Consider the following 25,585-nt stretch of genomic DNA (forward strand, 5'->3'; position numbering starts at 1 on the left):
CCGTCTTTTATACGCGACTTTTCCCGGCGGCGCTGCTGCAACTGTCCTGTCATTCGGCGCGATATCAACAGATAAAGGCAGAGGGCCACCAGGTCGTCCCGGTGGCCCTTCAAAAGGGGCTCGTTTAACGGCGGCTGCGGTAACGTTCCAGCAATTCGGCCTTCAGGTCGTCAAACTTCACGCCCTTGCGCTCCTTGTGGCCCTCGGGCGTGCGCTCGCGGGTGGCGACCTCGCGGGCTTCCTGCTCCTTGTCACCCACAATGAGCATCACGGGAATGCGGCTGATCTCGGCGGTGCGCACCTTGGCCTGCATGCGGTTCGACGAATCGTCCACCTCGGCCCGCAGCCCGGTTCGGTGCAACTCGTCCCGCAGTTCCCAGGCGTAATCGTTGTGGCGGTCGGCAATCGGAATGATCATGACCTGGCGCGGGGCCAGCCACAGCGGGAAATTTCCAGCGTACTGCTCGATCAGGAAGGCGGTCATGCGCTCGGCCGTGGAGATCACGCCGCGGTGAATCATCACCGGGCGCTGGCGGCTGCCGTCCTCAGCCACGTATTCCAGGTCGAACTTCTGCGGGAGCAGGAAGTCCAGTTGCACCGTGCTGATGGTCTCGTCCTTGCCCAGCGCGCTGCGCACCTGCACGTCCAGTTTCGGGCCGTAGAAGGCCGCGTCACCCGGCGACTCGTAGAATTCCAGGTTCATGTCCTTCAGGGCCTGGCGCAGTTCTGCCTCGGCGTGGTTCCACATCTCGTCGTCCTGAAAGTACTTCTCGGCATCACCGGGGTCGCGCAGCGAGAGGCGGTAGCTGTAGTTCTTGAAACCCAGCACCTCGTAGGCGTCCTGAATCAGCTTGACCACGGCCTTGAACTCGCGCTGAATCTGGTCCGGGCGGCAGAAGATGTGCGCGTCGTTCAGCGTCATGGCCCGCACGCGCGAAAGCCCCGTGAGCTGCCCGCTCTGCTCGTAACGGTGCATCATGCCCATCTCCGCGATCTTGATGGGCAGTTCGCGGTAGGAGTGCGGCTTGTAGGCGTACACCTGGATGTGGTGCGGGCAGTTCATGGGCCGCAGCACCAGTTCTTCCTGGTCGTCCAGCTTCATGACCGGGAACATGTCCTCCTGGTAGTGAGCCCAGTGACCGCTGATCTTGTACAGTTCGGACTTGGCCAGCACCGGCGTGTACACGTGCTGGTAGCCGTCAGCCAGCTCCTTGTCCACGATGTAGCGCTCCAGTTCGCGGCGAATCGTGGCGCCGCCCGGCAGCCACAGCGGCAGCCCCGGCCCGACCACCTCGCTGTTGAAGAACAGCTCCATCTCCTTGCCGATGCGGCGGTGGTCGCGGCGCTTGGCTTCCTCCAGCAGGTGCAGGTACTCGTCCAGCTCCTTCTGGGTGGCGAAGGCCACGCCGTACACGCGTTGCAGGATGGGATTCTTCTCGTTGCCGCGCCAGTACGCGCCGCTGGTGCTCATCAGCTTGAAGCTCTGGGGCAGTCTGCCGGTGCTGGGAAAGTGCGGCCCGGCGCACAGGTCGACGTAATCGCCCTGCCCGTACAGGGTCACGGCCTCGCCCCCCGGGATGCCCTCGATCAGCTCGGCCTTGTACGGGTCGTGCGGAAACTGCGCCAGCGCGTCGGCCTTGCTGACCTCACGGCGGCTGAAATCCAGCCCGCGCCCGATGATGTCGCGCATGATCTTCTCGATCTCCGGCAGGTCTTCCTCACGCAGCGGCTCGGGCAGGTCGAAGTCCTGGTACCAGCCGTTCTCAATGTACGGCCCCACCCCTCGCTTGATGGCGTCCGGGCCATACCCTTTGGCCTTATAGAATTCGCCCACCGCCATGCTCATCACATGCCCCAGCGAGTGCCGGAACAGCGGCGCAGCGTCCGCCGGGTTCTTCTTCGTGATCAGGGTGATGTTCGCGCCGTCTGGCAGCGGGGTCATCAGGTCCACCAGTTCGCCGTTCGCCGTGGCGGCCAGGGCATCTTGCGCCAGGCGCGGCCCGATGGCTCTGGCGGCGTCCAGGGCCGTCGCGCCCGGCTGAAGTTCGAGTTGTTTACCGTCGGGAAGAATCACGTGCATAAATCACCTCTTTGAGCCGGCAGCCGCAAGGCCACCTGCAATAGAAAACCCGGTCTGACCACACCAGCAAAACGCCTGAAAACCGCAGGGGGGTTCTCAGGCGCTCAGAGTTCGAGTGATCAGACCGGACATCAAATAACTTCGGCCGCAAACGCCGCGCATCACCAGACCGGAGTGACGGGGCGAGGGCTTCATGCCCAGCAGCATAGCGGGAAGTGGGGGACAGGGGCAAGCCGTCTCGGCCATTCGTCCCCTTTTCGCCGCCAGGTGAACCCTGCGAAACATCTCCTGCCCGCGCTGGAGGCAAACGTGTGGGGGCGAGGGGAGGGTTCAGGGCGGTGGGGGTGGGCTGGTGACTGAACCTGTGTAAACATTACACTTGCCTGAATGCGTTACCTCATTCCGATTCTGCTGCTGCTCGCGGCAGCCTGGTACTTCACCACGGGCTTCCGCGTGGGCGTCGTGACGTTCACACCCACCACCATGATCAACGCCAACGGCAAGGCTACTTACAATCTGCGTTCCTTCGAGGAGAGAAAGCAGGTGGGCCTGATCGGCACCTGCACCGTGAAAAGTGGGCTGGCCACGGTGCGGCTGCTGCGCCCGGACGGCACGCAGGCTGATGGGAAGGAATGCCCTCCCGGTGGCCCGTGGAGCATCACTGTGCAGGACAAAGGCATCTCCGGTAATTACCGGGCTGTTATCGAGTACCGGAATTTCAACGGCAAGATTGAACTGAACGAACTGCCGCCCGGCAAGTAATTCTCAGCGGGTCAAGAGTTCTGGAACCTGCCCCCCGCACGCCACCCAGGCCGTGAGCAGGTCGTCTGGCGGCGTGGCCTCAAGCGTCAACGGCTGTCCAGTGACCGGGTGCGGAATCACCAGTTTCAGGGCGTGCAGGGCCTGACGCCCGATCAGGGCACTTTCGCGCCCGTACACCGTATCGCCCAGGATGGGGCTGCCCAGGTGTGCCAGGTGAACCCGGATCTGGTGCGTGCGGCCTGTCCTGGGTTGGGCCTGTACCAGCGCCAGCGTTCGTCCATGCCCGTCCGGGTGCGCTGCAAGCGGAGTCAACAGTGTCTGGGCCTCGCGCGCCAGCACGCCCCCCACGGTCATGCGCTGGCGCGCGGCGGGGTGACGGCCAATCGGGGCATCTACCTGCGCCGGGCGCTCGGCCTTCCAGGTGCCCGCCGCAATCGCCAGATAAGTTTTCTGCGTTTCCCGCTCCTTGAAGGCGGCGGCCAGCCGCGCATGCGCCGCCACCGTCTTGGCGACCACGATCACGCCGCTGGTGTCCTTGTCCAGCCGGTGCACGATGCCGGGCCGGAAGCCCTCGGCGCTGTCGAAACCCTCCTGCTCCGGCAACTTCACGCGGCCCAGCAGGGCGTTCACCAGCGTGCCTGCATGCACCCCAGGGGCCGGGTGGGTCACCATTCCGGGCGGCTTGTTCACGGCGATCAGCTGCTCATCCTCGAAAATAACGTCCAGCGGGATGTCTTCCGGCTCAACGGTGGCGTCCGGCACAGGCGGCGGCGTCACGCGCAGCACCTCGCCGCCCCTGAGTTTCGCGCTGGGCTTGGTCACTTCACGCCCGTCCACCCGCACCGCCCCCGCCTCGATCCAGCCCGCCACCTGCGAGCGGCTTACGCCCGACAATTCGGCCAGCACGGCATCCAGGCGTCCGGGGGTCGCGGTCAGGGTCAGCAGATCACTCACAATCCGCCAGTGTAGCGCCGACAGCGGAACCCAACGCGCCAGGGGTACTGAACGGCGTGAACTGGGCCGGCCTGGCTCTGGGTGCCTGGGCTTGAGGCCTAGCCCCGGTTTACTCGATGATTCGCGGGCTGCAAATGCCGAACCTGAACTGAGATGCAGGTCAGGTCTTATAGGTTCTTTTCGCCTCCCAGCGCGTTCGGCAACCGCTGTGCCCTAGTTCTGGTGACCCAGGCATGCTGTCCCATACAGCACAATGCGCGTATGCAAGTGCTTCAAGGCCCAGACGCCCGCGCTGCCCTGACCCGCAACTTCGACCAGACCCCGGTGCCCGACGCCGTGCTGGCACGTATCGAGCAGACCTTTGGCGAACCCCTGACGCCCACCCAGGTCGTCGAGCGCATCCTGGCCGACGTGCGCGCCAGGGGAGACGACGCCCTGCGCGACTGGACGGCACAACTCGACGGCACCCGCCCCGAAACCCTGGAAGTTACGGCCGAGGAAATCCAGGCCGCGCAGATCGAGCCGGCGTTGCATGAGGCGGTGAACCTCGCCATCCGGCGCGTGCGGGCCTTCTACCAGCAGCAGCCTGCCCACGGCTTTCTGAACCACGGCCCGGACGGCGCCCTGGGCCAACTCGTGCGGCCCATCGGGCGGGTGGGGGTGTATGTGCCGGGCGGCCTCGCGCCCCTGATCTCGACCCTTATTCACACCGGCGTTCCCGCACAGGTGGCGGGCGTGCCCGAAATAATCGTTACCACGCCGCCCGGAAAAGACGGCAGCGTTCACCCCGCCATCCTGGTGGCCGCGCGGGAAATGGGCATTACACGCATCTTCAAGGTCGGCGGGGCGCAGGCGGTCGGTGCTATGGCCTACGGCACGGCCAGCATTCCCAGCGTGGATAAGATCGCCGGGCCTGGCAACCTGTTCGTGGTCATCGCCAAACGCCTGGTGTACGGCCAGACCGGCATCGAGAGCCTGCCTGGCCCCACCGAGACGCTGGTTGTGGCCGACGACACGGCCGACGCCCGCCACGTCGCCGCCGACCTGCTGGCCCAGGCCGAACACAACGGCGCAGAACCCGTGCTGGTCAGCACCAGCCGCGAGAAACTGCTGGAAGTCCAGGCAGAACTGGGCCAGCAACTCGAGAACCTCCCCGAACCCAACCGCAGCTGGGCACGCGACAGCGTGAATGCCCGCATGAAAATTGTCCTGGCCACCGATATCGACGAGGCCCTCGACCTCGCCAATCTGTATGCCCCCGAGCACCTGTGCCTGCTCACCCGCGACCCCTGGAGCCTGCTGGGCAAAGTTCAGCGCGCGGGCGGCGTCTTCGTCGGCGAAGCCAGCATGGAAGCCCTGGGCGATTACGTCGCCGGCCCCAGCCACGTCATGCCCACCGGAGGCACCGCCCGCTTCACCAGCCCCGTCAACGTCCGCGACTTCCAGAACATCATCAGTGTGGTCGGTGTGAACGAGGAAACCCTGCGGCGTATTGGCCCGGCGGCGGCGCGGCTGGCGCGTGCCGAGGGCCTCGAGGCGCACGCCAGGGCGGTAGAAAGCCGGTTGGGAGGAAAGGAACAGGAAGGAGGCTAAGGGGCTTTAGCCTCCACGAGGGATAGGGAAAACCCGTCCGGGTGCGCAAAGCAAAGTGACATATGAGGCGTTCTGCCGTTCAGCGTTTTTCGCGCAGTGGCCCCAGGACGATTATTCCGGCGTTTTTCAGATCCTGACGCAGGTGGTCGGCGTTCAGGTGCGGGTAGAGCGGCCGGGCTTCGAGGGTGGCGTCGCCCAGGCGGGCGATAGGCCAGCTGCGGAATTCCCAGCCCGAGAGGTCGGCGCAAAGATCCGGGAGATGGGAACTGCCGTCTGGCGTAATAATTTCAGCGAACAGCACCCCGAACACCTCAGGGGTGGTATGGGCCTGGCGCGGCAGGGCGGGCGGCAAGAGGTCTGGGGTGAGTGTGCAGTAGGTCATGGCGTTCCTCCTGGTGGCTTCCAGGGTGCGCCTGCGCGGGCAGTTCAGGACATCGGTGGTGGGCGGCGCAACTCCGGGCAGGCATCGGGAAAACCGATGGGGGAACTCATGCCAGGTTTCTACAATGGGGCATGACGCGCTCCCGCCAGGGTTCACCGCCCACACTGGCCCAACTCCGCGCCCTGATTGCTGTGGCGGACGCCGGAGGCTTCTGCGAGGCCGCCGCCGAATTGAACGTGTCCCAGTCGACCCTGAGTGAAGCAGTCGGCAAACTGGAGGACGGCGTGGGCCGCCCATTGCTGCGCCGCACGCCCGCCGGCACGGTACTGACGCCAGCTGGGATTCGGGTACTGACGCACGCCCGCACCGCCGTGCAGGCCGCCTGCGACGTGCTGCTGGCCGCGCAGGAGGACGAGGCGTTGTCGGGAGTGCTGCGGGTCGCGTCCTTCCGCTCGACCGCCACGCACCTGCTGCCGCCCGTGCTGGCAAGATTTCGCGCCCTGCATCCCGGAGTCACAGTGAAGATGCAGGACGGCGAGGTTGCCGGCGGCGGCGAGGTTCAGGTGCTCAGCGGCCAGGCCGACCTGGCGCTGGTGGTGGCGGACGAGGTGCCGGGCCTGCACCTGACGTCCCTGCTGCTCGACGAGTACCTGTTCATTGCCCCGCAGGCGCGCGGCGAGCACCCGGTCACGCTGGCCGAACTGGACGGCCTGCCGCTGCTGCTGCCGCCCGGCGTCAATTCCTGCAACCGCCGGGTGCGCGGGTTTTTCACCGAGGGGAGATTGCACCTGAACGTCCTGGAGGAACTGGACGAGGACAGCGTCATTCTGGGCATGGTGGCCCATGGTCTGGGGCACACCATCATGCCCAGGCTGGCGGCCTTTCCCTTCCCGCCGGGCCTGGTGGCCCTTCCGCTGCCCGAACCGCTTTCGCGTCCGCTGGCGCTGGCCGTGCAACCTCACCGCGCCCACCTGCCGGTTGTGAAGGCATTTACTGAACTGCTGGTGCAGACGCTCCGGGACAGCGCCGGAGTGACGCTACTGCCCACCAGAACCGGTCAGGTCGCGCACCTGAACTGAGCCGGGCCGCTTTCCTCTGGCATGGTGGGCTAAGCGTCATGGCTGACCCCATTGCTCATCTGCTACACTCCGCTCATGTACGCGCTGTGTTGCCTTCCCCTGCGGTAAGCGACGCCTGCCTGCCGCGCCTTTCCCTTGTGGACTCGGCGCGGCTTTCTTTTTGCCCTCAAGGAGCCTTATGACTGACCCGAACCGCCTGCCCGACCCCAACATCGTCCTGTACGACACCATGCAGCGCCAGAAGGTGCGCTTTGAGCCGACCACGCCCGGCCATGTGGGCATGTACCTGTGCGGCCCGACCGTGTACAGCGACGCGCACCTGGGCCATGCCAAAAAGGAAGTGGCCTTCGACGTGGTGCGCCGCACCTTCGAGCACTTCGGTTACCGGGTGCGTTTCGTGGCGAACATCACCGACGTGGGCCACCTGCAAAACGACTCCGACGACGGCGAGGACAAGATGCTGGCCCGCGCCCGGCTGGAGCAACTGGAGCCCATGGAGGTGGCCGACAAGTACTTCTGGTCGTTCTTCAAGGACATGGATGACCTGAACGTGAAGCGCCCCAGCATCAACCCCCGCGCCACCGGGCACATTCAGGAGCAGATCAGACTGATCGAGGAGCTGATCGCGCGCGGCCACGCCTACGAATCGGCGGGCAGCGTGTACTTCGACGTGCGAAGCTGGCCGGAGTACGGCAAACTGTCGGGCCGCAAACTGGACGACCAGGAGGAAGGCACCCGTGAGGCCGTGCGCGAGGAGAAACGCGATCCGCGCGACTTCGCGCTGTGGAAGCACGCCGAACCCGAGCACCTGATGCGCTGGGACTCGCCGTGGGGCGTGGGCTTTCCGGGGTGGCACATCGAGTGCAGCGCCATGAGCCTCAAGTACCTGGGCGAGGGCTTCGACATTCACGGCGGCGGCCTCGACCTGCAATTCCCGCACCACGAGGCCGAGATCGCGCAGGCCGAGGCCGCCGGGCACCACTTCGCGCGCTACTGGATGCACAACAACATGCTGACTGTGAACGGCGAGAAGATGAGCAAAAGCAAGGGCAACTTCACGACCATTCAGGACGTGCTGAAGAAGTACGACCCGATGGTGGTGCGTTTCCTGCTGGTAAGCAGCCATTACCGCAGCGTCACCGAATTTTCGGAGGAGGTCTTCGATTCCGCCCGGAACGGGTATCGCCGCATCACCGAGGCGCTGGCCAACCTGGAACGCGCTCTGAAAGACGCCCCAGCCGGTTCCGATGCCGCCCTGAACAGCAAGATCGACGTGCACACCCAGGCCTTCGAGGACGCCCTGCGCGACGATTTCAACACGCCCAAAGCCGTGGCCGCCCTGTTTGGCCTGACCACCGACGTGAACGCCGCCCTGAACAGCGGCAAGGTGGGACAGGGGAGCATAGAATGCGCTCTGAACGCTTACCGCACGCTGGGGGGTGAGGTGCTGGGTCTGTTTGCTGCCGACGCCCAGACCGCGCAGGACGACACCGAAGTGGTGGACGCCCTGATGGAACTGGTGTTGAAGGCCCGCCAGCATTACCGCCTGCAAAAGCAGTACGCCCAGGCCGACGACGTGCGCGACACCTTGAACCGCGTGGGCGTGACCGTCGAGGACACCAGGGACGGCGCCCGCTGGAAACGCTGAGCCGCCTGGCTTTTTCGCTCAATCTGGTCGCACGAACGCGAGGGTTCGGTCGTCTTCCCGACTGAACTGTCCGTGGTCTTCTCTGTAAACGGCGCACCGAACGGGCTTCGGGTGCGCCGAACTTTTCTGTCCTGCGAGGGCTTTACGGCGTGGTCAGCCACCAGCGGCCGTAGGGGGGCAGCGTCAATTCCGCCGGGGTCAGGTCGTACTGGAAGCCGCTCAGGCGTTCATCGGCCGTGTCGCCCAGGTGCCTGCGCAAGAGGTGGCCGGGGACGGGCACGGGTTCCTCGCTGAAGTTGTACACCTGCAAGAGGGTGCCCAGGGGGTGCCCGCGCAGCAGCAGCAGCAGGCGCCTGTCCGGGCTGGGGATCACCTGACTTTCGATGCTGGCATGCAGGTGCGGGGTGCTTTGCCGCACGCGAATCAGGTGACGCAGGCCCGCATTTACGCGCCCGGCGGGCGTGTCGGCGTTCGCCTGCACGGCGCCGGCCACTTCCCAGTTCATCTGTGGCCGGTGAACCCAGCGGTTGTCGGCGGCGTGTTCGGGCGTCTGCGCGAAGCTGTAGTCGTTGAACACGGCCAGTTCGTCGCCCATGTACAGCAGCGGCACGCCCCCGAAGCCCAGCGTGACGGTGTGCAGCAGCAGCAGGCGCTGCACGGCGTCGTTCACCTGCTCGGGAGTCTCGGCCGCCTCCAGCCCGGCTAGGCTGGCCGCCGACCCACTGATGCGCCGGTCACCAGTCTCCGGGTTGAACTGAAACACCAGCCCGCGCGCGAAGCTGCCGGGAAATTCGCCGCTGTAGAAGTCCGAGAGGAAGTGGCGGTGAGTGGGCCCGCTGAGGCCCGCGCGCGCGGCATCCTCGTCGCTGATGGCCCAGCCGATGTCGTCGTGGCAGCGCACGTACATCCCCCAGGTGGTGTTGGTGGGCTTGGGCGCAAAAGCTTTCAGGGCTTCCTCGAAGAGCCGGGTCTGGCGGCTGGCGAGGGTGCTCCAGAGCTGCACCATCAGGCTGTTGTGGTAGGCCATGTCACTGACCTTCCCGTGGTGGTCGCGCGTCCCCAGATAGTGGATCAGGTCGCCAGGGGCCACGATGGCTTCCGCCTTGAAAGCCACGCCCGGCGAGACGATGCGCAGGCAGCTTCGCAGGGCGCGGGTAATTTGATGCACTTCCGGCTGGTTCTGGCAGTCGGTGCCGAGCCGCTTCCAGATGAAGGCGATGGCGTCCAGCCGGAACACCTCCACGCCCCGGTTGGCAAGGTACAGGATGATCTCCAGGAACTCGCGGAACACGTCCGGATTGGCCCAGTTGAGGTCCCACTGGTAGGCGTTGAAGGTCGTCCAGACCCACCCGCCCGCTTCCTCATTCCAGGTGAAGTTGCCCGGCGCGAAATCCGGAAAGATTTCAGGCAGTGTCCGCTCTAAGCGGTCCGGTGCGGCGCGATCCGGGAAAATGTGAAAGTAACGGCGGTATTTCTCTTCGCCCGCACGGGCTCTGGCGGCCCACTCGTGCTCCTGCGCCACGTGATTGAGCACCAGGTCCAGCACCAGGCTGATGCCCCGGCCGCGCAGGTCGCGGGCCAGCAGTGAGAGGTCGTCCATGCTGCCCAGGTCGGAGCGCACCGCGCGGTAATCCTGCACGGCGTACCCACCGTCGTTCTCGCCAGGGCGGGGGTTCAACAGGGGCATCAGGTGCAGGTACTTCACGCCCAGGCCCTGGAGGTAATCGACTTTCTGAGCCACGCCCTTGAGATTCCCGGCGAAGCGATCTGCGTAGGCCACGTACCCGATCATGTCGGGTTGCTGCAACCAGTCGGGGCGCAGCAGCCGCGCCTCGTCCAGGCGTTTGAGGTCGTCCGGGCGGGCGTGGAAGGCGTGGATCATGACCTCGAACAGTTCGTCCAGCAGGACGTTCGTCTGGTCGCCGTACACCGCTTCCAGGCTTTCGACCAGGTCGGCGCCGTAGCGTTCCAGGCGCAGCAGAAACGTGTCGGCGTCACGGTCGTCATCGAAGTTGGGGCGCAGGCGCTGGGCCAGGGCGGACTTGAGCATGACCCAGCATAAGCCCAGACTGGGAGCGTTTCCACGCGTTCGGGAATTCGGAGGACATCGGTTCTGAGCGCACCCGCAGCCGTGTTGGGGCCGGCAGGGCTGTCGCCCCTCAGTCCAGTTCGGCCTCACCCAGCAGCTTTTGCAGGCCGTTCAGGTCGAGGGGGCTCAGCACGGCCGCCAACCTCTCCGCGAAGTTTGGGGGCGCTCCGGGGAGCCGGGCCGCGATCAGGGCCGCGCCCTTCTCGTTCAGCAGCCATGTTTCATGAATGGCGCACAGTTCCTGAATGAACGCCATCGCGGCCTGGTACGCGCAGCCCCCGGCGTAATGCAGGTCGTCTTTCTTCAGCCCCTTCTGACCCGCTGCCAGCCAGAACCCCTTCTGCCACCCGTAATGCTGGCGCAGCGCCAGCGACAGCGCGGGCGGGTAACTTTTCACCTGCCGCTTCAATTCGGCCAGCTGGCCCGAAGCGTCCTCGAGGATGACGCAACTTGCCAGTTCGGCCGCGTAGTGGTGCGCGTGAATGCCGTGCGGGTGGCCCGGCTGGGTGTACAGCGCCACCTGGCCGGCCAGGGCGTCCTGCACGCTTTGCTGCACGCGCCCGAGGTCGCGGTAAATGAAATCGACGCGCTGTCCGCGCACCGTCAACCACGCCCCGCCGTCCACCCACGGCCCCCAGCCGCCGATAGGACTCGCCTGCGCCATACCGCTGTCATCCAGGCGCTGACACAGGGCGTCGAGGGCCGCCAGGTCGAAGCTTCCCTGGTAAGCCAGACTCAGGTCGAGGTCGGATTCCGGCGTGGCGGTTCCGGTGGCGTAGGAACCGCCCAGGGCCACGCCCAGCACGCCGGGAAGGTGGGCGAGTTGGGCGGCCAGTTCGTGGGCCAGGGCAGGTAGGGTCATACCCGCAGTTTATCGCTGACCGTCCGGTCAGTCGGAACACTTCTCTTGTTTCCTTACTTACCGATCGGTAAATTACCCCCATGACCACCCAGTTGCTCTTTGCGATCATTGCCATGACCACCGCCCTGATCTCCTACAGCATCGGCGTATGGGGCGAAAAACGCGCCGGAACCATCTGGCCCCTGCACCTGGCCGCCTTCTGGTTCGGCCTGATCTGCGACACCACCGGCACCGAAATGATGCGCCGCATCGCGCTGGAAAGTGGCGGCGGGGGCCTGAACCTCCACTCCGCGCTGGGCGCCCTGGCCCTGCTGCTGATGGCCGTGCACGCCGTCTGGGCCACCCTCACCTACTTTAAAAACGACGTGCAGGCCATGCAGACCTTCCACCGCTTCAGCCTCAGCGTCTGGAGCTTATGGCTCGTTCCCTTTGTCAGCGGGCTGATCCTGGCCAATCTGCGCCACGCCTGAGGGCGTCAACCACGCCGGCAGCCCCTCCACCTGAATCACGCAGAACCTGTTCCCGTCCGGGTCGGCCAGCACCACGAAGTCCGCGCCGGGCGGGTACTTCCAGTCCACACCCGGTGGCGCGCGGCAAGTCCCGCACCCCCCACACGACAGAACCGATGTGCAACATGCCCGCAGTGTTCTACGTGACCCGTTATTCTGAGGGGCGATGACTAAGGATTCCGGGAAGCAGGACTCAGGCAAGCAGGACAAGAAGGCCCAGCAGTACGGCGTCACGCCGCAGAGCGTGGACTTTAACGACTGGTACAACGAAGTGGTGAAAAAGGCCGACCTGGCCGACAACAGCCCGGTGGCGGGCGCGATGGTCGTAAAACCCTACGGCAGCGCCCTGTGGGAAAATATTCAGCGCTGGCTGGACGACCGTTTCAAGGCGACCGGGCACGAGTCGCTGGTGTTCCCGACACTGATTCCCATGAGCTTCATCATGAAGGAAGCCGATCACGTGGAGGGCTTCGCGCCGGAGCTGTTTACCGTGAACAAGATCGGCACCGAGGAACTGGCCGAGCCTTACGTCATGCGCCCGACCTCCGAGACGATCATCGGGCACATGTGGAGCGGCTGGCTCAACAGTTACCGCGACCTGCCGTTCCTGCATTACCAGTGGGGCAGCGTGTTCCGCGCCGAGCTGCGCACCAAGGCATTTTTGCGCACGTCCGAGTTCTACTGGCACGAGGGCCACACCGCGCACGCCGCCGAGGACGAGGCCCGCGCCGAGGTGCGCACGATCCTCGACCTGTACCACGAGTTCTGCCGTGACGTGCTGGCCCTGCCGGTGGTACGTGGCGAGAAAACCGCGTCCGAGCGCTTTGCCGGGGCGGTCAGCACCTTTTCCATCGAGGGCATGATGCGCGACGGCAAAGCCCTGCAAAGCGGCACCAGCCATTACCTGGGTCAGAACTTCAGCCGGGCCTTCGACGTGAAGTTCCAGACCCGCGAACAGAAAGAGGAATTTGCGCACACCACCAGCTGGGCCATTTCCAGCCGCATTATCGGCGCCATCATCATGACGCACGGCGACGACTTCGGCCTGATGATGCCCCCCCGCATCGCCCCCATTCAGGTCGTGATCATTCCCGTGGGTCGCAAGGACAACTTCGACGAGATGGTGGCCGAGGGCGAGAAGCTGGCCGCCGAACTCCGTGCCCAGGGTCTGCGCGTGAAGGTGGACAAACGCGACGGCGTGACGAACGGCTTCAAGTACAACGACTGGGAACTCAAGGGCGTGCCGGTGCGCGTGGAACTCGGCCCGCGCGATCTGGAACAGGGCGTCGTCGTCGTGAAAAACCGGAACAGCAGCGACAAGGAAACCCTGGCCCGCGCCGAAGCGGTCGGCGGTATGCCCGCCCGCCTGGACACCATTCACGACTGGCTGCTGCGGCGCGCCACCGACTACCTGCTGGAACACACCGTCGAGGCCGACGACTACGACACCTTCAAGCAGAAAATCGAGGAAGGCAACTGGGTGCGTTCCTACCACTGCGGGAGCGCCGCCTGCGAGGCCGGCATCAAGGAAGACACCAAGGCCACCACCCGCAACGTCCCCCTCGACGATGCCGAATTCTTCAACGAGCAGGGCAGCGGCAAGTGCGTGAAGTGCGGAATGGACAGCGCTTACGGCAAACGCGTGATCTTCGGACGGCAGTACTGAGCCCAGCGATCTTAGGCCCAGCAGGAAGGAAGGTGGCTTAATACAACGAACCGCCCTGGCACCCGCCGGGGCGGTTTGCTTTTACAGTGGGGCATGCCAACGGAATTCCCAGCCAACGCGGACGACGCCCTGCGCCAACACCTGCGGGCGCTGCTCACCGAAGCTCAGGCTCACATCACGTTGGATGACGTGCTGACGGGGTTTCCGCTGGAGCGCATCAACGAGCGGGTTCACGGTCTGCCTTACTCGGCATTCGAGCTGCTGTGGCACCTGCGTTTCGCCCAGCGCGACATCCTGAATTTTATCCGGGATGACGCCTACACCCACCTGAACTGGCCGGACGATTACTGGCCGCACCGGGACGGCAGCGCGCAGGACTGGCAAGGCGAGATTCAGGCTTTCCGGCAGGATCTGGCGGCTCTGCTCGAACTGCTGAGGAGTCCGGACATCGACCTGTTCGCGGTGGTGCCCAATGGCAAGGATCAGACCTGGCTGCGCGAGTTTCTGCTGGTGGCCGATCACAATGCCTACCATGTCGGGCAACTGGCCCTGCTGAAACGACTCCTGGACTGAATCTGCTGGTCTGAGGCAGCGGGGCAATTCCGCCGCCCCGTTCACGTTTCGTAGGTGCGGGCCACACTGGTCAGCACGCTGCGGAACTCCAGCGGGGTGATCAGGCCCATGGACATGGCGTGACTGGCGGCGTTCAGGCTGTCGCCCGCCAGCACCAGGTCGGCGCCGGCTTTCCTGACTTCCTCGCGGAGCTTCAGCACACTCTCGTCGCGGTGCGCCTCGTTCACGTCGCGGATGTACACGGCCAGCACGCGCCCCGGATGCTGGCGCACGACTTCCGCGTAGATCTCCGGGTCTTTCTCGCCGCTGTCACCCACCAGCACGAACGGCAGATCGGGGAACCTCTGGAAAATCTGCTCGATGACGCCGTGCTTGTACCCACCGTGGCCCTTGAGCAGGTCGGCCCCCCAGTTGCGCAGGAACAGGGGCCCCAGCGGAATACGGCGGTAATCCAGAAACTGCCACAGCAGGTCGAAGAAATTCCAGGGGCTGCTGGACACGTAGAAAATCGGGTTACGTTCTTGATTCTCGCGGGTCAGGGCGCGGTACAGAGCACCCACCCCGGCGAAGGGACTGCGCGTGCGGGCGTTGCCGGTCAGGACGGTGCTCAGCATGCGCGGCACGCTGGTCACGTCCGACTGGATCACCGTGTCGTCCAGATCACTGATGATGCCGAACCTGGCCCGATCCACAATCTGCACGCGGGCGCGGCTGGAGGTGCCCTCGCGCCCGTGGATGCTGAGGGTCGCGTCGTGCCACCCGCCCGGCAGGGGCACGGCGGGCTGGAACTTCAGGGTGAAAAACCCGTCCAGATCGCTGACGGCGCTGGCGTTCAGGCCGTCCAGAATGGCCGTGACCTTCACGCCTCCCACCTCGCGGCTGAACAGTCGGCGCATGATGTTCCTGAAGTTGCGCCAGCGCGGGTCGCCTTTCTGCGCGGGCCGCATGTCGCGCGGAAGAAGCACGCGCCCGCTCAGCTCCACATTGGTGGGCGTGCCCCAGCCCACGTACATTTGCAGAATCAGTTTGCCTTTCAGGCGCCGGGGCTGAATGAACTGGCTGAAGGCCCGGTCGGCCAGGCTGAGGCCGCGCTCGAGCAGGGGAAGGGCGGCCTTGAAGACCTGTTTGGCAGGGTTCACCCGCCCAGTGTAAAGCGGCTCCCGCGCCCAATTTTGGCGGTTCCGTTAGGCTCCTGTTGATCTTTGCGGGTATCGGGCTGGCCTGAACGGTGCCGCCCTGAAGAGGTGAAGATAACGGCCTTTCAGCGGGCCGGGCCGCCGTGCCCGTACCGGCGGCGAATGACGAAGCGGGACACGATCAGGTCGCCCAGGCCGGGGGCCACGGCGTCCAGCAGGGCCAGCGCGCGGTAGGCGCGGGGCACGATCACCTCACGGCGCGGGCGCAGCAGCACCTCGGCCACGGCGTGGGCCACGACCTCCGGGCCGGGCATGGGCAGGCGGGCGCCGGCGGTCATCTCGCTTTTCACGAAGCCCGGCGCGATCAGGCTGACGTGAAGGCCACTGCCCAGCACTTCGCGCCGCAGCGCCAGCGAAAAGCCCCTGATGCCGAATTTGCTGGCGCTGTACAGGCCGTTGGTGGCGGAGCGCCCGGCCACCGAGCCGATGTTCACGATGTGCCCGCTGCCCCGCGCCTGCATCTGCGGCAGCACCAGGCGCGTCATCTCGATGGGCGCTTCCAGGTTGACGCGCAGCACGCGCAGCGGATCCGGGTCGTCCCACCACCAGCCGCGCTCCACCGTGACGCCGGCGTTGTTGATCAGCACGTCCACCCGCCCGAAGTGCGCCTGGGTGCGCTCCAGCAGGTGTCGGCGGCCCTCGTCGCTGGTCAGGTCGGTGGGTACGGCCAGGACGCGGCTGCCGCTGGGGTCGAGTTCGCGGGCCAGGGCGTGCAGCCGCTCGGCGCGGCGGGCCGCCAGCACCAGGGCGTACTGGCGCGCCGCGAGTTCCCGAGCAGTGGCCTCGCCGATGCCGCTGCTCGCGCCGGTCAGCACGATCACGGGCCGCACGGAAGGGGAGGGGGGGAGGGTGCCGGTCATGACGTGATGCTACCCCCACCCGCCTCTCAGGTGCCCGTCAGCGTGGGACGGGAAACTGGGGCGTGCGCCAAACTTCCTTGCTGCTGTCCCTGGCCCTCCTGCTGCCGCTGGCCCTGGGCCAGACCATCCAGACTCAGACTGTGCCGCCCATTCCTGCCACGCCCCAGACGACGAATACATCCCCCAGGACTTCATTCCCGGCGACCTCATCCCCGGCCACTGGCCCGATCACGCCGCCGACCGCCTTGCCGGAGATCGCGCCTGTCAGCGCCCCCACGCCCCGCCCCGCGCCGCCCCGGCTGCAACCCATCCAGCCTGTCCCGGTGGCGCCCAGCGCTTCACTCAACCCCCCGACGCAGGGCGCCGCAGGCCGCGTGCCGACCGACCCGCTGTACCCGCAGCAGTGGGACATGGCGGCCATTCGTGTGCCGCAGGCCTGGGCGCTGCTGGGGGGGCAGGCGCAGACGCCAGTCACGGTCGCTGTGCTGGACACCGGATTCATTCTCACGCCGGAACTGGGGACGCGGCTGGTGAACGGCTTCGATTTCGTGTCCAGTGCCGCCCGCGCTGGAGACGGCGACGGTCGTGACGCCGACGCGCGGGGCAGCGGCCCCAATGCCTACCACGCCGAGGTGGTCAGCAACATCATCGCGGCGGCGCACGACGCCCAGGGTATGGCCGGCATCAACCCGCAGGCGCGGGTGGTGGCCGTGCGTGTGGCGGGCGTGGACGGCCTGATCGACCCGGTCGACCTGATCGACGGAATGCGCTGGGCGGCGGGCCTCAGCGTGCCGGGCACGCCGGTCAACCGTTTTCCGGCCAGGGTGCTGAACCTCAGCCTGTACGCCGATTTCATTCCGCTGACCGGCTGTGACCCGCGCATTCAGAAGGCCGTCGACGAGGTGACGGCGCGGGGCGTGCTGGTGGTGGTGGGGGCCGGCAACGACGACGCGGACGCGCGCGGGTACTCGCCCGCCGGGTGCCGCAACGTCCTGACCGTGACCAGTGTGGACGCCGGCGCCCGGCGCCCCGCCTACGCCAACTGGGGCCTGAACGTGAACCTGGCGGCGCACGGCGGCGACAGCGGACAGCGCCTGACCCTCAGCAGCACGCTGGTTCCCTCTGGGGTTATGACGCCCGAGGGCGGCACCAGCCTGGCCGCGCCGCACGTGACCGGGGTGGCGAGCCTGATCCTGTCGCTGCGGCCGAAGCTTTCGCCCGCGCAGGTGAAAAATATGCTGCTGCTCTCGGCGAGCCCTTTTGCGGGTGGGCGCTGCGACCCGGACACCCGCAAAACCTGCGGGCGCGGGGTGCTGAACGCCGAGGCGGCCCTGAAACGGGCACTGGCGTCCAATCTCGGGAAATAATTTGCGTCAGGCTGGGGGCATGAGGACTTCAGCATGAATACGCCGGCCTGGCGGGTGTGGCTGACCACCGCGCTGGTGTGCGGCTGGGGCATCCTGACCATCCGTTTCGTGCAGAAAGCAGAGTGGCCCTTCGCGCTGCTTTGCGGCCTGATGCTGCTCGTGAATGGCGTAACGTTGTGGCGGTTGACCCGCACCAGGCGTTGACCCCTGCCCCCGATAGACCCGTTTTGCCCGGCCTTTTCTCCCGGATTCTTTCACGGAGGTTTCATGCGTTACCCCGCCCTGCTGCTGCTCTCCGCCCTTCTGCTCAGCGCCCCGTCGGCCTACGCCCAGACGGCTGTCCCGGCCCCAGTTTCTATTCCGGCTCCTGCTCCGACTCAGAAAGCCCCGGTGGCGTTGCCGGCGGGCGTCACCTTCTTTACCGAGGTGGAAGGCATCCGCGAGTACCGCCTGGCCAACGGCCTGAAGGTGCTGCTGTTTCCCGACACTTCCAAGACGACTTTTACCCTGAACGTCACCTACCTGGTGGGCAGCCGCCACGAGGGTTACGGCGAGACCGGCATGGCGCACCTGCTGGAGCACATGGTCTTCAAGGGCACGCCCACCAGCGGCAACATTCTGGAAAACCTCTCCAGGCGCGGCGCAAATTTCAACGGCACCACCAGCACGGACCGCACCAACTACTTCGAGACCCTGACCAACACCGGCGACAACCTGGCCTGGGCAGTCAAGATGGAAGCCGACCGCATGGTGAACAGCAAGGTGGCGGCCAGTGACCTGAAAACCGAGATGACGGTGGTACGCAACGAGTTCGAGAGCGGCGAAAACAGCCCCTTCAGCCTGCTGTACAAGGAGGTGCTGGCGGTCGCCTACGACTGGCACAACTACGGCAACACCACCATCGGCAACCGCAGCGACGTGGAGAACGTGCCGATTCAGAACCTCCAGGCCTTCTACAAACGCTATTACCAGCCGGACAACGCCGTGGTCACGCTGGCCGGCAACTTCGACGAGGCCGCCGCGCTGAAGCTGATCGCCGCCGAATTCGGCAAGGTCGCCCGACCCACCCGCACGCTGCCGACCCTGTGGACGGTGGAAAATCCGCAGGACGGCGAACGCAGCGTGAACGTGCGCCGCGTCGGGGATGAGCAGATTCTGCTGGCGGCCTACCACACCCCCAGCAGCGCCCACCCGGACGCGCCCGCCCTGGCCGTGCTGAACGAGATTCTGGCCGACGAACCCTCCGGACGGCTGTACAAGGCGCTGGTGCAGACCAAACTGGCGAACGACGCCGGCAGCTTCGATGTCGGTTCCGCCGACCCCGGCCTGCTGCTGTACTACGCCGTGCTGGGCAAGGGCGACAACCCCGCCCAGGCGCAGGCCACCCTGCTGCAAGTGGTCGAGCAGGCCGCCAGTACCCCTTTTACTGACGAGGATGTGGCGCGGGTGCGCAACCGCGTGGTCAGCAGTTACGAGCAGCTGCTCGCCAAGCCCGAATCGGTGGGCCTGACCTTGTCCGAGTCCATCGCAGCCGGTGACTGGCGGCTGCTGTTCAAGAACCGCGACGACCTGGAAAAAGTGACGGCGGCCGATGTCCGGCGCGTCGCCCAGACCTACCTGAAACCCAGCAACCGCACCCTGGGGGCCTTTATCCCCACCGAAAAACCGGACCGCGTAACGGTCACCGCCGCGCCCAGGGTCGAGGATCTGCTCAAGGGCTACGTGGGCCGCGCCGCGCAGGCCGCCGGCGAGACCATCGCCCCGGAACCCGCCGCGCTGGAAGCCCGCACCACCCGCGAAACGCTGGGCAACGTGAAACTGGCCCTGCTGCCCAAAAAGACCCGGGGTGAGCGCGTCGAAATGGTCATCAACCTGAACTTCGGCAACGCGCAGACCGCTACGGCCGGGCAGGACAGCGCCGACTTCATCGCGCCGCTGCTCAAGCGCGGCAGCGCGGGCCTGACCCGCCAGCAGCTGAACGACCAGCTCGAAGCCATGAAAACGCAGCTCAGCGTGTCGGGCGGCGCGACCGGGGCCAGCATTCGCCTCAGCACGGACCGCCAGCACCTGCCCGAGGCGCTGAAACTGGTGCGTAAGGTGTTGCGCGAACCCACCTTCCCCGAGGCCGACTTCGAGGAAATCAGGAAAGCCAGCCTGGATGGCGCCGAGGCCAGCCGCAACGAGCCGCAGGCGGTGGCGGGCCTGGCCCTCTCGCGCACCTTTATGCCGCAGGGCGCGAAGCGCGGAGACCTTTTCTACGTGCCCACCCTGGACGAGGGGATTGCCGACGTGAAAGCCGTGACGCTTGCTCAGGTCAAGGACTACTACAAGACCGTGTGGGGCGCGGCGCAGGCCCAGGTGGGCGTGGTCGGCGACTTCGACCCGGCCACCATCCGCGCCGCCATCCCGGACCTTCTGGGCGGCTTCACCAGCGGCGTGAAGTACGAGCGCGTGGTGGCCCCGCTGACCACCCCCAGGGCGCAGGACATCGTGCTGAACGTGCCCGACAAGGCCAACGCCGTCTACCTGGCCCGGCTGAACTTCCCGCTGCGCGACGACCAGGCCGATTACGCCGCCCTGGCAGTCGCCATGCGGATCTTCGGGGGCGGCACCGACTCGCGCCTGTTTAACCGCCTGCGCCAGAAAGAAGGCCTCAGTTACGGCGTGGGCGGCGACATCAACGTCAGCAGCCTCGACGAGAAGGCCAGTTACAGCAGTTACGCCATCTTCAACCCCAACGTGACCGACAAGGTCGCCGGCGCCATGCGCGAGGAACTGGCCCGCGTGCTGAAAGACGGCTTCACCGCGCAGGAGATCGAAACCGCCAGAAGCGCCATCCTGCAGGAAAGCCGCCTGGCCCGCAGCAGCGACAGCGGCCTGGCCGCCGCCCTTGCCAGCCAGTCCTTCCTGAACCGCACCTACGCCTTCAGCGCCGACCTGGAAACCAAAATCAAGGCCGTGACGCCCGAGATGGCCCGCGCGGCGCTGGCGAAGTATGTCAACCCTGACAATCTGGTGATCGTCCGCGCCGGGACGTTCCAGAAGTAAGCGGCGCCCAGAAGTTGAGGGGTGCGGGGAAAGTAAGCCGGGTGGCTTACCCGTTTTCCCCATGAGGTAAATTGAGTCCATGAGTTTCGCTGCACAGGTCTGGTGGTGGCCCGCTTAGCCGGGTGACCCCAGACTGTGCCTTTCCACCAAGGCCGCGCCCGGTAAATGCCGAAGCGCGGCCTTTTCGTTTTCCCTTTTCCTTTTCTGCTCAGCGGAGACCCCATGAAAAAACGCATCCTGACCGGCGACCGACCCACCAGCCCGCTGCACCTGGGCCACCTGATCGGCTCCCTGCAAAACCGCGTGAAATTGCAGCGCGAGTACGACACGTTCATTCTGCTGGCCGACGTGCAGGCCATGACCGACCACTTCGCCACCCCGCAGAAGGTGCGCGAGAACGTGCTGGAAGTCGCGCTGGACTACCTGGCGGTCGGCCTCGATCCCGACCTGTGCCGGTTCGTCGTGCAGTCGCAGATTCCCGAGATTGCCGAACTGACCGTATTTTACCTGAACCTCGTGACCGTCTCGCACCTGCGGCAGAACCCCACCGTGAAAACCGAGATTCAACAGAAAGGCTTCGGTGACAGCGTGCCCGCCGGCTTCTTCGTCTACCCGGTGTCTCAGGCGGCCGACATCACGGCGTTCGGCGCTCACCTTGTCCCGGTGGGCAATGATCAACTGCCGATGATCGAGCAGACCCGCGAGATCGTGCGGCGCTTCAACAGCCTGTACGCGCCCGTGCTGACCGAACCGCAGGAACTCCTGAGCGCCTTTCCGCGCCTGCCGGGTCTGGACGGCCACCACAAGATGAGCAAAAGCCTGGGCAACGCCATTTTCCTGAAGGACAGCGCGGATGAGGTGCGCCGCAAGGTCATGGGCATGTACACCGACCCCCACCACCTGCGTGTGGAAGACCCCGGCCAGGTGGCCGGCAACCCGGTGTTCACGTATCTGGATGCTTTCGACCCCGACGTGGTGGGCGTGCAGGCCCTCAAAGACCATTACGCACGCGGCGGCCTGGGCGACGTGAAGGTCAAGAAGCATCTGGTGGAGGTGCTGGAAAACGTCCTGGCCCCCATCCGCGAGCGGCGACTGGAATACGTGCAGGACATGGAAGCGGTGCGAACCATCGTCCGCGAGGGCACGCAGCAGGGGAGAGCCGTCGCCGCTCAGACCATGCAGGCGGCGCGGGAAGCGATGGGGTTGAATTATTTCGGATAAGTCAACTGGCTTAATGTTGACCGTAGCGGCTTACCATGAAGTGAATGACCCAACCAGAAAGTACCGTTCCAGCAAGGATCGACCGCACGACTGCCACCACGGATTTGCAGGCCTTGCAGACCATTCTCGAAGAGCGGTTTGCTTATCTGCATGCCAGTAAGTTCGGGCAAGGTCTGCCGGAACTCCTGACTCAGCTTCAGGCTAATTTGCCGGAGCAGCAGAGTGTGACCGACTGGGCCGCCACCATTCAGGGTTTACTGAGTCGCAGTCTCGATGGTCACGCCCGCGTGCGTGAATTCAAGCCGATCAGCGGGGCCATTCCGGCCCTATTTCACGTTGCTGGCAACGATGTGGTGGCCGTTAAGCTAGATCGTTCTGACTTTCTGCTTCCTGGGTGCCCGTTTCTGAAGGCTATTGATGGTCGACCTGTTTCGGAATGGTTGCCCGTGGTGGGATCACTGGTGGCGGGTGAAGGGGCTTCCTGGCGGCGTGAGCGGACGGTCAGGGGACTGCTCTGGCTTCAGCAGTGGCGGCGCAAGTTGAAGCTGCCAGAAACTCCGGAAGCCACCCTGACGCTTCAGGGCGTGGCGGGAACAAGGAACCTTGTGGTGACGCTGATCCCGGACAAACCCGATTACGGTGTGTGGCCTGCGCCCGGCTCACGCTGGTTAGGACAGGTGGGTTATCTGCGTCTGCCCGCCATGTCTCCTCGCGCCGCTCAGGAAATCCAGCAGTGGCTTCCGGAATTCCAGTCGGCGCAGGGTCTGATTGTCGATCTGCGCGGGAATTCTGGTGGTATGCGTGAAGCATTTCTTCCCCTGCTGCGGGCGCTTCAGCCAGGCGGGGCCGGGCCAAGAGTGGTGAATGTGGCGTGCAGTCGCCAGTCGAACACGGAAAGTGCCACGCGTATGGCCGGAAGGGGGCTGTTTCCAGAGGGCAGTGATCACTGGACAGCGCAGGAGAAGGCCGTTATTGAGCAGTTCAAACCTTCCTTTAAACCGAACTGGACGCCACCTCCAGGGCAATTCGGCGACTGGCATTTCATGCTGGTTCACCCTGCCGGGCCAGCGGAACCCGCTGCCACCTGCCCGGTGGTGATTTTGACGGACGGGATGTGTTTCAGTGCCACGGATATTTTCCTGTGCGGCGTCAAGGGACTGCCAAACGTGACGATCATGGGTGAAAGCAGCGGTGGCGGCAGCGGTTCAGCCATGACTTATGTGCTGCCCAGCGGAGTGCAGTTCCGGGTGGCGTCGATGGCCTCATTTAAACCATCCGGCGAACTGCTGGAAGGTCATGGCACTCCCGTGGATATTCAGGTGGTTCCTTCACCAGAGTCGTTCCTCCGGGACGGTCCGGACAGTGTTTTACAGCGGGCGTTGAGTCTCCTTACCGCCTGAGATACCCTCACAGCCCTCACCACCTTTGACCATGTTTCTTGAGTGCGTTCGTGTTAACCTTATTGCTGGAGGCCGGGGCAGGGTGGTTGGTGCTGCCCTGGCGAAATTCGACCTATGGACTATTACGAACTGCTGGGCGTGGCGAAGACCGCCAGTGCCGACGAAATCAAGAGTGCTTACCGCAAACTGGCCCTGAAGTACCACCCCGACCGCAACAAGGAGGCGGGCGCGGCCGAGAAGTTCACGCAGATCAACGAGGCTTACTCGGTCTTGAGCGACGCCGAGAAACGCGCCCACTACGACCGTTTCGGTTCCGCGCCGGGCGCGGGGATGCCGGGCGGCGACCCGTTCGGTGGGATGGGCGGCGCGGGCTTCGACCCGATGGACATTTTCGAGCAGCTGTTCGGCGGCGCGATGGGAGGTATGGGAGGCCGGGGGCGGCGTGGCCCGGCGCGCGGCGACGACATCGAGACCGAGGCGCGGGTCACGCTGGAGCAGGCGCGGGCCGGCGAGGAAGTGGACGTGCCGGTGGACCGCCTGACCACCTGCGAGCACTGCCACGGCGACAAGACTGAGCCGGGCGGCAAACCCCCGGTGACCTGCACGACCTGCGGCGGAGCCGGCGCGGTGCGTGCCCAGGCCCGCACGATTTTTGGCGTGGTGGAAACCCAGCAGGTGTGCAGCACCTGTAAAGGCGAGGGCAAACTGATCGTCGACCCGTGCACGGTCTGCAAGGGCCGGGGGCGTACCCTGAAGGGCGAGACCGTGAAAGTGAAGCTGCCCAAGGGAATCGACGAGGGCTACCGCATTCGCGTGGCCGGCAAGGGCAACGAGGGGCCGGGCGGCAACGGTGACCTGTACGTCCACATCGAGATGGAGCCGCACGGCGAACTGCGCCGCGAGGCCGAGCACCTGATTTTCCCCGCCAGAATAGGGTTCGCCACGGCAGCGCTGGGTGGCCAGGTGACCGTGCCCACGCTGGACGGCCCGCAGGTCGTGGAAGTCAAGCCGGGCACGCAGCACGGCGAGCTGCACCGCCTGCGCGGGCAGGGCATGCCGCGCCTCCAGGCCCCCGGTACGGGTGACCTGATCGTGGCGTACGACGTGGTGGTGCCAAGGACCCTCAACGACGAGGCGCGGGCGGCGCTCAGGGCCTACGCGGCGGCGGTGGGCGACGAGGTGCCCGCCGAGAAGCACGAGGGGTTCTTCGACAAGGTAGGCAAGATTTTCCGGGGCGACTGAAGGTTCTCCCGGCCTTCAACAACGTGCGTTAAGTGACGCCCAACGCTTTCCCCCGGTGTTCTTGCCGGGGGTTTTTCAGTGCGAACTAGAGCAGTTCTCCGAATTCCGCGCGCTGGAGAACTTCACCCCAGCGCGCTCCATTCTCCGTTCTGCTCGTTTAAATTCACTCGCTCCGCTCGAACAAAAAGCACTGCGTTCTTTTGTCAAATGTTCTAGGCTGGGGGCATGAGTCCATCCATTCCTGTTCCCACGGCCCTGGGCCGGGTCATCGACCTGAAGTACCCCTCGAACCGCTGGGCGGTGCTGGGCAGCCTGGGGGCGGCGGCGGCGGCCAGGGCAGCGGGGTGTTCCTGGGCCGGCAGCCTGCGCGTGGGCCTGGCGGGCTTCGCGGCGTGGGCGCTGGCCCGTGAACTGGATCCGGACGCGCCCCGCAGCGCGAACCTGGCCCTGCCCCTGGCGGCGCTGGCCACCTGGCAGGCCGGGGAGGAAAGTGATGATGTGGCAGAACTCGCGGCTCTGCTGCCGGCCTTTACCAGCCTGGCGGGCCTGCGTTTCGCCACCGAAAGCACCGGGGACGCGCCGCGCTGGTACGACTCACTGGCGCTGACGGGGGCCACGGCGGCGACCGGGCAGGCGGGTGACCACGCCTCGGCGCTGCTGCCCGCGCTGGCTGTGGCCGCCTCGCTGCTGGCCCGCGACGGCCTGGAGCCGCCCGCCTGGCTGGCCCCGCTGCTGGCCGCCGCTGCCCTGGTACCGCAGGTCTGGCCGGACGCCCTTCACCTGCCCGAGCGCCGGGACAATGCATCGGCAGCCCTGGCGGGCGCAGCACTGCTTCTGAGCCCCTTCCTGTTGCCGCGGGAAGGCGTGGACAGTGAAACCGACAACGGTCAGCGCCGACTGTCGCCCGAGCGCCTCCAGGCGGCGCGGCTGGTGGTCCTGACTGGCGTGGGGCTGGGGGTGGCCGGGGGGCAGGCACCGGCTGCCATCCCACTGGCGGCGGCCAGCCTGATGATCGGGTTACGCCGGGCGCTCCGGGCCTGAAACTGAAGCCTTC

Annotated in this window: 21 protein-coding genes; 14 read left to right on the top strand and 7 right to left on the bottom strand. The window is 65.8% G+C overall.

Annotated features, from left to right (window positions below; translation table 11 throughout):
- Positions 1 to 124 precede the first annotated feature (124 nt).
- A complete protein-coding gene (gene thrS, locus E5Z01_RS10355) occupies positions 125 to 2,080 on the bottom strand; it encodes a threonine--tRNA ligase (protein ID WP_135229291.1) in 1,956 nt (651 codons plus the stop codon).
- A gap of 387 nt (positions 2,081 to 2,467) precedes the next feature.
- On the opposite strand from thrS, the gene E5Z01_RS10360 reads away from it, so the two are divergent.
- Complete coding sequence (locus tag E5Z01_RS10360) at positions 2,468 to 2,842, top strand: hypothetical protein (protein ID WP_135229292.1); 375 nt, start codon at positions 2,468 to 2,470, stop codon at positions 2,840 to 2,842.
- A gap of 3 nt (positions 2,843 to 2,845) precedes the next feature.
- Here the strand turns inward: E5Z01_RS10360 and E5Z01_RS10365 are convergent, their stop codons facing one another.
- A complete protein-coding gene (locus tag E5Z01_RS10365) occupies positions 2,846 to 3,796 on the bottom strand; it encodes an RluA family pseudouridine synthase (protein WP_135229293.1) in 951 nt (316 codons plus the stop codon).
- A gap of 261 nt (positions 3,797 to 4,057) precedes the next feature.
- Between E5Z01_RS10365 and hisD the strand changes: the two genes are divergently transcribed.
- Complete coding sequence (hisD, locus tag E5Z01_RS10370) at positions 4,058 to 5,389, top strand: histidinol dehydrogenase (protein WP_135229294.1); 1,332 nt, start codon at positions 4,058 to 4,060, stop codon at positions 5,387 to 5,389.
- Positions 5,390 to 5,468: 79 nt separating this feature from the next.
- On the opposite strand, the gene E5Z01_RS10375 is transcribed toward hisD, so the two are convergent.
- The gene (locus E5Z01_RS10375) at positions 5,469 to 5,771 is read right to left on the bottom strand and encodes a hypothetical protein (RefSeq protein WP_240738291.1); all 303 of its coding nucleotides are present in this window, start codon (positions 5,769 to 5,771) and stop codon (positions 5,469 to 5,471) included.
- A 131-nt stretch (positions 5,772 to 5,902) separates the two neighbouring features.
- Between E5Z01_RS10375 and E5Z01_RS10380 the strand changes: the two genes are divergently transcribed.
- Together E5Z01_RS10380 and cysS are read left to right on the top strand one after the other, a co-directional pair.
- Positions 5,903 to 6,850, top strand: coding sequence for a LysR family transcriptional regulator (locus tag E5Z01_RS10380; RefSeq protein WP_135229295.1), 948 nt, complete (start codon positions 5,903 to 5,905; stop codon positions 6,848 to 6,850).
- Positions 6,851 to 7,028: 178 nt separating this feature from the next.
- The gene (gene cysS / locus E5Z01_RS10385; protein ID WP_135229296.1) at positions 7,029 to 8,498 is read left to right on the top strand and encodes a cysteine--tRNA ligase; all 1,470 of its coding nucleotides are present in this window, start codon (positions 7,029 to 7,031) and stop codon (positions 8,496 to 8,498) included.
- Between the two features lie 142 nt (positions 8,499 to 8,640).
- Here the strand turns inward: cysS and E5Z01_RS10390 are convergent, their stop codons facing one another.
- Positions 8,641 to 10,548 (bottom strand): alpha-amylase family protein, encoded by a 1,908-nt coding sequence (locus tag E5Z01_RS10390; protein ID WP_135229297.1) that lies wholly within the window; start codon positions 10,546 to 10,548, stop codon positions 8,641 to 8,643.
- Positions 10,549 to 10,657: 109 nt separating this feature from the next.
- Entirely contained in the window at positions 10,658 to 11,449 is a 792-nt protein-coding gene (locus E5Z01_RS10395) for a nucleotidyltransferase domain-containing protein (protein ID WP_135229298.1), read from the bottom strand.
- Between the two features lie 80 nt (positions 11,450 to 11,529).
- On the opposite strand from E5Z01_RS10395, the gene E5Z01_RS10400 reads away from it, so the two are divergent.
- From E5Z01_RS10400 to E5Z01_RS10415, 3 genes are all read left to right on the top strand, one after another.
- The gene (locus tag E5Z01_RS10400) at positions 11,530 to 11,919 is read left to right on the top strand and encodes an HsmA family protein (RefSeq protein WP_135229299.1); all 390 of its coding nucleotides are present in this window, start codon (positions 11,530 to 11,532) and stop codon (positions 11,917 to 11,919) included.
- A gap of 205 nt (positions 11,920 to 12,124) precedes the next feature.
- Positions 12,125 to 13,624: a proline--tRNA ligase gene (gene proS, locus E5Z01_RS10410; RefSeq protein ID WP_135229300.1), complete on the top strand. Its 1,500-nt coding sequence runs from the start codon at positions 12,125 to 12,127 to the stop codon at positions 13,622 to 13,624.
- 93 nt (positions 13,625 to 13,717) lie between these two features.
- Positions 13,718 to 14,197, top strand: coding sequence for a DinB family protein (locus E5Z01_RS10415; protein WP_135229301.1), 480 nt, complete (start codon positions 13,718 to 13,720; stop codon positions 14,195 to 14,197).
- 41 nt (positions 14,198 to 14,238) lie between these two features.
- On the opposite strand, the gene E5Z01_RS10420 is transcribed toward E5Z01_RS10415, so the two are convergent.
- Both E5Z01_RS10420 and E5Z01_RS10425 read right to left on the bottom strand, forming a co-directional pair.
- Entirely contained in the window at positions 14,239 to 15,336 is a 1,098-nt protein-coding gene (locus tag E5Z01_RS10420; protein ID WP_135229302.1) for an App1 family protein, read from the bottom strand.
- A gap of 122 nt (positions 15,337 to 15,458) precedes the next feature.
- A complete protein-coding gene (locus E5Z01_RS10425) occupies positions 15,459 to 16,253 on the bottom strand; it encodes an SDR family NAD(P)-dependent oxidoreductase (RefSeq protein WP_135229303.1) in 795 nt (264 codons plus the stop codon).
- Positions 16,254 to 16,315: 62 nt separating this feature from the next.
- Between E5Z01_RS10425 and E5Z01_RS10430 the strand changes: the two genes are divergently transcribed.
- From E5Z01_RS10430 to E5Z01_RS10460, 7 genes are all read left to right on the top strand, one after another.
- Positions 16,316 to 17,620 (top strand): S8 family serine peptidase, encoded by a 1,305-nt coding sequence (locus E5Z01_RS10430; RefSeq protein ID WP_240738292.1) that lies wholly within the window; start codon positions 16,316 to 16,318, stop codon positions 17,618 to 17,620.
- A gap of 33 nt (positions 17,621 to 17,653) precedes the next feature.
- The gene (locus E5Z01_RS19505) at positions 17,654 to 17,824 is read left to right on the top strand and encodes a hypothetical protein (protein ID WP_167757866.1); all 171 of its coding nucleotides are present in this window, start codon (positions 17,654 to 17,656) and stop codon (positions 17,822 to 17,824) included.
- Positions 17,825 to 17,887: 63 nt separating this feature from the next.
- Positions 17,888 to 20,668, top strand: coding sequence for a M16 family metallopeptidase (locus E5Z01_RS10435; protein ID WP_135229304.1), 2,781 nt, complete (start codon positions 17,888 to 17,890; stop codon positions 20,666 to 20,668).
- Positions 20,669 to 20,890: 222 nt separating this feature from the next.
- Positions 20,891 to 21,889 carry a tryptophan--tRNA ligase gene (gene trpS, locus E5Z01_RS10440; protein WP_135229305.1) on the top strand — a complete coding sequence of 333 codons (999 nt, stop codon included), beginning with the start codon at positions 20,891 to 20,893 and terminating at the stop codon, positions 21,887 to 21,889.
- A 44-nt stretch (positions 21,890 to 21,933) separates the two neighbouring features.
- Entirely contained in the window at positions 21,934 to 23,289 is a 1,356-nt protein-coding gene (locus tag E5Z01_RS10445) for a S41 family peptidase (protein ID WP_135229306.1), read from the top strand.
- Between the two features lie 114 nt (positions 23,290 to 23,403).
- Positions 23,404 to 24,531 carry a molecular chaperone DnaJ gene (gene dnaJ / locus E5Z01_RS10450; protein ID WP_135229307.1) on the top strand — a complete coding sequence of 376 codons (1,128 nt, stop codon included), beginning with the start codon at positions 23,404 to 23,406 and terminating at the stop codon, positions 24,529 to 24,531.
- A 225-nt stretch (positions 24,532 to 24,756) separates the two neighbouring features.
- On the top strand, positions 24,757 to 25,572 hold the full coding sequence (locus E5Z01_RS10460) for a hypothetical protein (protein ID WP_135229309.1): 816 nt from the start codon (positions 24,757 to 24,759) through the stop codon (positions 25,570 to 25,572).
- Positions 25,573 to 25,585 lie beyond the last annotated feature (13 nt).

The organism is Deinococcus fonticola, assembly GCF_004634215.1.
Classification (GTDB): domain Bacteria; phylum Deinococcota; class Deinococci; order Deinococcales; family Deinococcaceae; genus Deinococcus; species Deinococcus fonticola.

Excerpts from the sequence above, each read along its gene's own strand:
- thrS (WP_135229291.1), bottom strand. The coding sequence starts at position 2,080 with ATGCACGTGATTCTTCCCGACGGTAAACAACTCGAACTTCAGCCGGGC.
- E5Z01_RS10360 (WP_135229292.1), top strand. The coding sequence starts at position 2,468 with ATGCGTTACCTCATTCCGATTCTGCTGCTGCTCGCGGCAGCCTGGTAC.
- hisD (WP_135229294.1), top strand. The coding sequence starts at position 4,058 with ATGCAAGTGCTTCAAGGCCCAGACGCCCGCGCTGCCCTGACCCGCAAC.
- E5Z01_RS10375 (WP_240738291.1), bottom strand. The coding sequence starts at position 5,771 with ATGACCTACTGCACACTCACCCCAGACCTCTTGCCGCCCGCCCTGCCG.
- E5Z01_RS10380 (WP_135229295.1), top strand. The coding sequence starts at position 5,903 with ATGACGCGCTCCCGCCAGGGTTCACCGCCCACACTGGCCCAACTCCGC.
- cysS (WP_135229296.1), top strand. The coding sequence starts at position 7,029 with ATGACTGACCCGAACCGCCTGCCCGACCCCAACATCGTCCTGTACGAC.
- E5Z01_RS10390 (WP_135229297.1), bottom strand. The coding sequence starts at position 10,548 with ATGCTCAAGTCCGCCCTGGCCCAGCGCCTGCGCCCCAACTTCGATGAC.
- E5Z01_RS10395 (WP_135229298.1), bottom strand. The coding sequence starts at position 11,449 with ATGACCCTACCTGCCCTGGCCCACGAACTGGCCGCCCAACTCGCCCAC.
- E5Z01_RS10400 (WP_135229299.1), top strand. The coding sequence starts at position 11,530 with ATGACCACCCAGTTGCTCTTTGCGATCATTGCCATGACCACCGCCCTG.
- proS (WP_135229300.1), top strand. The coding sequence starts at position 12,125 with ATGACTAAGGATTCCGGGAAGCAGGACTCAGGCAAGCAGGACAAGAAG.
- E5Z01_RS10415 (WP_135229301.1), top strand. The coding sequence starts at position 13,718 with ATGCCAACGGAATTCCCAGCCAACGCGGACGACGCCCTGCGCCAACAC.
- E5Z01_RS10425 (WP_135229303.1), bottom strand. The coding sequence starts at position 16,253 with ATGACCGGCACCCTCCCCCCCTCCCCTTCCGTGCGGCCCGTGATCGTG.
- E5Z01_RS19505 (WP_167757866.1), top strand. The coding sequence starts at position 17,654 with ATGAATACGCCGGCCTGGCGGGTGTGGCTGACCACCGCGCTGGTGTGC.
- E5Z01_RS10435 (WP_135229304.1), top strand. The coding sequence starts at position 17,888 with ATGCGTTACCCCGCCCTGCTGCTGCTCTCCGCCCTTCTGCTCAGCGCC.
- trpS (WP_135229305.1), top strand. The coding sequence starts at position 20,891 with ATGAAAAAACGCATCCTGACCGGCGACCGACCCACCAGCCCGCTGCAC.
- E5Z01_RS10445 (WP_135229306.1), top strand. The coding sequence starts at position 21,934 with ATGACCCAACCAGAAAGTACCGTTCCAGCAAGGATCGACCGCACGACT.
- dnaJ (WP_135229307.1), top strand. The coding sequence starts at position 23,404 with ATGGACTATTACGAACTGCTGGGCGTGGCGAAGACCGCCAGTGCCGAC.
- E5Z01_RS10460 (WP_135229309.1), top strand. The coding sequence starts at position 24,757 with ATGAGTCCATCCATTCCTGTTCCCACGGCCCTGGGCCGGGTCATCGAC.